The sequence below is a fragment of the Desulfoscipio sp. XC116 genome (genome assembly GCF_039851975.1).
Classification (GTDB): domain Bacteria; phylum Bacillota; class Desulfotomaculia; order Desulfotomaculales; family Desulfallaceae; genus Sporotomaculum.
The window spans coordinates 4,253,148-4,259,676 of record NZ_CP156660.1; the positions used below are offsets into that span (position 1 = coordinate 4,253,148).

Annotated in this window: 8 protein-coding genes; all 8 read right to left on the reverse strand. The window is 36.4% G+C overall.

Annotation, left to right across the window (positions count from 1 at the left end):
• Positions 1 to 51: 51 nt before the first annotated feature.
• The 8 genes from rsmG to rpmH all read right to left on the reverse strand — a co-directional run bounded on the left by rsmG (position 52) and on the right by rpmH (position 6,191).
• Positions 52 to 768 (reverse strand): 16S rRNA (guanine(527)-N(7))-methyltransferase RsmG, encoded by a 717-nt coding sequence (gene rsmG / locus ABDB91_RS19880; protein ID WP_347489479.1) that lies wholly within the window; start codon positions 766 to 768, stop codon positions 52 to 54.
• Positions 768 to 2,669 (reverse strand): tRNA uridine-5-carboxymethylaminomethyl(34) synthesis enzyme MnmG, encoded by a 1,902-nt coding sequence (gene mnmG / locus ABDB91_RS19885; protein ID WP_347489481.1) that lies wholly within the window; start codon positions 2,667 to 2,669, stop codon positions 768 to 770. Before mnmG ends, rsmG begins: the two co-directional genes overlap by 1 nt.
• 9 nt (positions 2,670 to 2,678) lie before the next feature.
• Positions 2,679 to 4,067: a tRNA uridine-5-carboxymethylaminomethyl(34) synthesis GTPase MnmE gene (gene mnmE, locus ABDB91_RS19890; protein ID WP_347489483.1), complete on the reverse strand. Its 1,389-nt coding sequence runs from the start codon at positions 4,065 to 4,067 to the stop codon at positions 2,679 to 2,681.
• A 62-nt stretch (positions 4,068 to 4,129) separates the two neighbouring features.
• Entirely contained in the window at positions 4,130 to 4,750 is a 621-nt protein-coding gene (gene jag, locus ABDB91_RS19895; RefSeq protein ID WP_347489484.1) for an RNA-binding cell elongation regulator Jag/EloR, read from the reverse strand.
• Entirely contained in the window at positions 4,747 to 5,418 is a 672-nt protein-coding gene (locus tag ABDB91_RS19900; protein ID WP_347489486.1) for a YidC/Oxa1 family membrane protein insertase, read from the reverse strand. The genes jag and ABDB91_RS19900 overlap by 4 nt, the downstream gene beginning before the upstream one ends.
• A 25-nt stretch (positions 5,419 to 5,443) precedes the next feature.
• Positions 5,444 to 5,656, reverse strand: a complete 213-nt coding sequence (yidD, locus tag ABDB91_RS19905; protein ID WP_347491675.1) for a membrane protein insertion efficiency factor YidD — start codon at positions 5,654 to 5,656, stop codon at positions 5,444 to 5,446.
• Positions 5,656 to 6,006 (reverse strand): ribonuclease P protein component, encoded by a 351-nt coding sequence (gene rnpA, locus ABDB91_RS19910; protein ID WP_347489487.1) that lies wholly within the window; start codon positions 6,004 to 6,006, stop codon positions 5,656 to 5,658. Before rnpA ends, yidD begins: the two co-directional genes overlap by 1 nt.
• Before the next feature lie 50 nt (positions 6,007 to 6,056).
• Positions 6,057 to 6,191, reverse strand: coding sequence for a 50S ribosomal protein L34 (rpmH, locus tag ABDB91_RS19915; RefSeq protein WP_347489489.1), 135 nt, complete (start codon positions 6,189 to 6,191; stop codon positions 6,057 to 6,059).
• Positions 6,192 to 6,529 lie beyond the last annotated feature (338 nt).

Below are 6,529 nucleotides of genomic sequence, written 5' to 3' on the forward strand. Positions count from 1 at the left end.
TATTTAGGCATTAAAAAAACAGGGACTAAAATCCCTGTAAAGATAACAATATTATAACGGTCTTTTTTTAGGTATGCCGGCCTTTCTCGGATATTTACCAGGGGTATGACCCACTTTTTTTATCGTAACTATTGTTCTTCCTTCATTATTTATTGGTAACGACACCTTACGAATACTCATTATTTTTCCACCAAGAATTTTTATAGCCCGGTCGGCAAGATTTAATTCCTCTTCTATTTTAGGTCCTTTGGCTGCAATAAAAACTCCTCCAACTTTAACCAGCGGCAGAGCGTATTCAACCAATACCCTTAACTCGGCAACTGCTCTACTTATAGCAGCATCATATTTTTCCCTGCTATCGGCAGCCAAATCTTCGGCTCTGGCTTTTAACGCTATAGTTTTTACAAGTTTTAATTCCTGTATAACCTGCTGCATAAACTTAACTTTCTTACCAACCGAGTCAACTAATGTCATATCAATATTACTATTATATATTTTTAAAGGTAGCCCCGGGAAACCGGCTCCACTGCCGATGTCTATAACCAGTGCGCCTGTTACTGCACTAATTTCACGGTATAGCGTTAAAGAATCTATAAAATGTTTTTCCGCAGCCTCCACCGTCTCAGTAATGGACGTTAAGTTATATTCTTTATTGCTTTTATATAACATTTGATAATATATTTCAAACTTATCAATAATAGCGCTTGTTATTTCAATGCCTAATATTTTACATCCTTGCTCAACTGTTTGCCTGAATAAATCATTCATCACACATCTATCTCCATATGGTGATTCGATTCACGCCTCTGTTGTTCCAGGTAAATCAATAAAACTGATATATCTGCCGGATTAACACCGGATATTCGGGAAGCCTGTCCAATAGATAACGGTCTGATTTCCTCAAGTCTCTGCACCGCCTCTAGAGCCAAACCTTTAATTTTATTATAGTCAATATTATTTGGAATTCTCATATTCTCTATCTTTTCAAATTTTTTAACTTGCGAAGCCTGCTTTTTAATATACCCTGCATATTTAATTTGAATTTCAACTGCTTGTTTTACTTCATCATCCAAAGATGGATGTTCTATCGGTATTTTTTCCAAATCACAATATTCTATTTCCGGCCTCTTTAATAATGTCTCTAAATTAATACTCCCTGTAAAAGAAGATGATTTTTTCTCTTTAAGAATAGTTTCTATTTCTGAACTTGCCATCACAAATGTGCGCCTTAGCCTTTGTATTTCTTTTTCAATGGATTTACCTTTATAATTAAAACGTTTATAACGATCTTCCCTCACCAATCCAATCCGGTACCCTTTTTCCGTAAGACGCAAATCCGCATTATCCTGTCGCAGCATCAAACGATATTCAGCCCGCGAAGTTAATAACCGATATGGTTCCGTTACTCCTTTAGTAACAAGATCATCAATCAGTACGCCAATATAACCTTCCGATCTGGATATAATTACCGGCTCCTCATTTTTTATGTACATAGCCGCATTGATACCGGCAATGATTCCCTGTGCGGCCGCTTCTTCATACCCGGAAGTACCATTAATTTGTCCAGCAGTAAATAGTCCCTGAATTTCCTTAGCCTCTAAATTTAATTTAAGCTGGCTGGGAATAACATAATCATATTCTATAGCATAACCCGTTCTAATTATCTCCACCTTTTCTAAACCAGGTATCGTCCTAAGCATGGCTAATTGTACATCTTCAGGTAAACTGGTGGACATACCCTGCACGTACATTTCATTTGTTTTTATTCCTTCCGGTTCAACAAATACCTGATGAGCAGGTCTATTGGAAAATCTAATTACCTTTGTTTCGATCGACGGGCAATACCGCGGCCCCACACCTTCAATTACACCGCTGAATAATGGCGAACGATGTAAATTTTCTTTAATTATTTTATGAGTTTCCTCATTACTATAAGTAAGCCAGCAAGGAACCTGATCTCTATTACAAATATCTGACATAAAAGAAAAATTATATAATTTATTATCGCCCGGCTGAATGTCCATCTTGCTAAAATCTATACTGCGCTTATCCACCCTAGCCGGAGTCCCTGTCTTAAATCGCCCTAAAGTAAACCCTAATTCCATTAAACTATCGGATAGCTTAATGGAGGAATAATTACCACTTGGTCCACCGGAATAAGCTATATCGCCTATTATTATACGACCTTTAAGAAAAGTACCCGTAGCTATAATTACCGCGCCAGTTTGAAAAACAGCACCTGTCTGCCCTACAACCCCGGTTACACGTCCCCCTGCAACCATTATTCTCTCTGCCATTGTCTGTTTTACGTCCAAGTTTTCCTGGTTTTCCAACACCCATTTCATATTTACATGATACACATTTTTATCCGCCTGTGCTCTCAGTGCCTGTACCGCAGGACCTTTCGCCGTATTAAGCATGCGCATTTGAATGGCTGACCGGTCGGTGTTAATACCTATTTCACCGCCCAGAGCATCAACTTCTCTAATCAACTGTCCCTTTGCCGGACCTCCCATCGCCGGATTACAAGGCATCATAGCAATATTATCCATATTAATAGTCAACAGCAGTGTTTTTAATCCTAAACGTGCTGCGGCTAATCCAGCTTCGCAACCGGCATGACCGGCCCCTATAACCACAACATCATATTTACCGGCCCAATATTCCATTTATTTTCCTCACTTTCCAATACAAAACTCGGCAAAAATTTTATCAATTATATTTTCAGTTATTGCTGTGCCGGTTATTTCACTCACAGCCTCCCAGGCGCCCCGTATATCAATGGCTATTAAATCAATAGATACACCACGGCTTATAGCTTTTTGTATATCTTGTAAATGATGAATAGCTTTAACCAGTTGATTTTTATGTCTTACGTTGCTAACCATAACGCCATCCCGTGGAATAGCCTTACCATCAGTAATTAATAACACTATTTCTTTTTCTAATTTTTCAATACCTTTTTTCATAAGTGCGGATATTTCAATTAAGGGCCAATGCGGCAATATACCATTAAGATGCTTATTAATAGCTACGTTATCATCTTGAATATCGATTTTATTTAGAACTTTAATGCCCCTTTTATTTTTAATCATTTCAATAATTTTATTATCTGTATTACTTATTCCGTCCTGAGCATCAAAAACCATTATTACAAAATCCGCGGCATTAATACTTTCCACAGTCTTTTGTACACCTATTTTTTCAATAACATCCTCAGTTTCCCTTATCCCCGCAGTGTCAATAACCTTCAAAGGCACTCCGCCAATATTTATTATTTCTTCAATTAAATCTCTGGTTGTTCCTGGTATATCAGTAACAATAGCCCTATTTTCTTTTATTAAAACATTTAATAATGATGATTTTCCTACATTCGGCTTACCTATAATAACAGTTCGCACACCTTCGCGATATACTTTACCTGTTTCCGCACTTTCCAAAAGCTTTTTTATTTGATTTTCTATTTGTTCTACACGTTGCTTTATATTTTTTAAGTCATACTCATCCACGCCGTCTTCTTCCGGAAAATCAATATTAGCCTCTATAAGAGCTGTTATTTCCAGCAATTGCTGCTGAATATTATTAATTTTTTGCGAAAGCCCTCCCGATAATTGCCCCACGGCCAAGCGCATGGCGTCATCTGTATTGGCTCTAATTATATCAATAATTGATTCAGCTTGTATTAAATCCAGCCTGCCATTTAAAAAAGCTCGTTTAGTAAACTCACCAGGCTCTGCCAAACGAGATCCCATTTTTAAAATCAATTCCAGTATATTGCGCAGCGGCAGCGCCCCACCATGGCAATTGATTTCTATAACATCCTCTTTAGTATAGGAATGTGGCGCCCGCATTAACCCTACTAAAACTTCATCTACAATTACACTATTGCCGGGATCATAAATATAGCCATAGACAAGCTTAAAATTCTGCCGATACCAATTTTTATTTTTAGACGCCCGAAAAACTTTTTTGGTTATTTCTAAAGCCCGGGGACCGCTTATTCTGACTATACCGATACCGCCTTCACCTATTGGAGTTGCAATAGCGGCAATGGTGTCGTCAATCATTATATAAACCTCCGTTTGAAAAAACCCAGCCCGGTTTTTCCGTGCTGGGTTAATTATCATAATTATTTTTTGGGTGCTATGATTATTTTGCGATAAGGCTCTTCTCCCTCGCTAAATGTGTAAATATCATCTCTACCTTGAAGCGCGGTGTGTATTATTCTTCTTTCCATTGAGTTCATAGGCTCCAAGATAACATTACGGCCCCTTTGACGCGCCTTATCAGCTAATTTATAAGCTAATTTTTTCAAAGTATCTTCTCGACGCTTACGATACCCTTCAATATCAATAAAAATTCTCTTTCTTTTCTCCATATTTTTATTAGCCGATAAATTTACCAAATACTGCAGCGCATCTAAAGTTTCTCCGCGCCTGCCTATTAATATACCCAAATCGGGTCCGTTGATATTTATGATTATTTTCTCTTCTTTTTCTACTAAATCTATATCTACATCCAATTCCATTAATTTCATAACCTTACTTAATAATTCATTAGCCTGTCTTGCAGCAGTTTCTTTTATCTTAACTCTAATTCGGGCAGGTTTAACACCTATAAATCCAAATATTCCTTTACTAGGTTCTTCAATAATTTCTATTTCTACTTGTTCCCTGGGTATATTTAATTCATTCAGCGCACTTTCCACAGCCTCATCTACAGTTTTGCCGCTTTTCTCAATATAACTCACTTCGAAGGAGCTCCCTCCTTTGCTTGCTCAACCTGCCTGTTAACAAGTAACTGTTGTGTAAAACCCAATATATTAAACATTACCCAGTATAGAACCAACCCAGACGGCACTGTAGTACTTATCCACGCAATAAAAACAGGCATCATATAAAGCATCATACGCTGTGTTTGATCAGTAGTTGAGGTTGTTAATTTTGTCTGCATGAACGTAGTAACGCCAGCCAATATTGGTAAAATAAAAAAGGGGTCCTTATCTGATAAAGTGTTTATCCAAAAAAATCCCGCATGTTCAGTACTCTTAAACTCTATATGCAACAACGAACGATACAAGGCAATTAATATTGGCATTTGCACCAAGATCGGTAAACAACCAGCCATTGGATTTACCTGGTTTTCCTTATACATTTCCATAATTTTCTGCTGCATTTTTTGCGGATCTTTTTTCTTAAATTTCTCTTGAATTTCCTTTATTTTAGGCTGTATCTCCTGCATTCTTCTCATTGACATCATTTGTCTTTGGTTTAGCGGAAACAATACTACTTTAATTAAAATAGTTAATATAATGATTGCCAAACCATAACTTGGCACACCTATAGTGTTCGTCCATCCATATAGCCAATGTGTTAAAGAAGTCATAACATTCACCAGGGACTGAAATAATTCCCCCAAACCATCGCCTCCCTATAACTGCAAATCATTTAACCGGATCATATCCTCCCGGGTGAAAAGGATGGCATTTTAATACCCTTATTACTGCTTTAATTGTCCCTTTCCATACTCCATACTTTACTAATGCCTGTACGGCATATTCCGAACATGTAGGGTAGAACCTGCACCGTGGTCCTATAAGTGGAGAAATATATTTCTGGTAAAATCGAATAATACCAATCAATATCTTCCTCATAATTATAAATTTTTCCTTGTCATTTGCTTACTTATTCTGTACGCTAAATTTTCCATACTATTCTCCAATGATTTATAACTTATTTCATCTATTCCTTTACGAGCAATAAAAATATAGTCGTATCCATTTAAAAACCAGTTATTGTTTAACCTGCTTATTTCCTTAAATCTCCGACGTATAAAATTTCTCCGGACAGCCTTTCCCATCTTCTTACTAACAGAAAATCCAAATCTTTTTATATTTAAATTATTTTTTCTAGTAAATATAACCATATGACGATTTGCTAATGATATACCTTTATTATATACTTTACAGTAATCCCTATTTTTTCTAACCAGACATTTCTTTTGCATTTATAATTTATCCTTATACAATTAGCAAAAGGCCACTTTATCAAGCGGCCTTACGCAGATAGCTTTTTTCTCCCTTTTAGCCTTCTTCTCTTGATAACATTCTGTCCAGCTTTGGTTGACATTCTTTTTAAGAAGCCGTGAACCCTTTTTCTTTGCCTATTTTTAGGTTGAAATGTTCTTTTCATTATTTTAAAAATCCCCCTTGCCGCTTGTTAGATTGCCAAAAATATGGAAAATACTAGACGTACGTTCTCATTATATAGTATGCACTTATTTTGAGTCAAGTAATGCTTTTGCACTATCACTCATTATATTATATACTAGAAACATAAAGCACAGCATGTTAATAACTCCCTGTGAAAATTGTGAAAACATAAACATTCATTAACTTGTAATTGATATTGAATCAATTATTAAGTTTTGTTATTATTTTACTTAGTTACATGGCACACAGACTTATTCACAACCTGTGGATAAGTCTGTGTGTAAACTGTTAATTTAATTATTTTGAGGGGGAGCAACC

What these genes read in the sequence shown, in the direction of transcription:
- rsmG (WP_347489479.1), bottom strand. Translation starts at nt 768, where the DNA reads ATGAATGATTTATTCAGGCAAACAGTTGAGCAAGGATGTAAAATATTA.
- mnmG (WP_347489481.1), bottom strand. Translation starts at nt 2,669, where the DNA reads ATGGAATATTGGGCCGGTAAATATGATGTTGTGGTTATAGGGGCCGGT.
- mnmE (WP_347489483.1), bottom strand. Translation starts at nt 4,067, where the DNA reads ATGATTGACGACACCATTGCCGCTATTGCAACTCCAATAGGTGAAGGC.
- rnpA (WP_347489487.1), bottom strand. Translation starts at nt 6,006, where the DNA reads ATGCAAAAGAAATGTCTGGTTAGAAAAAATAGGGATTACTGTAAAGTA.
- rpmH (WP_347489489.1), bottom strand. Translation starts at nt 6,191, where the DNA reads ATGAAAAGAACATTTCAACCTAAAAATAGGCAAAGAAAAAGGGTTCAC.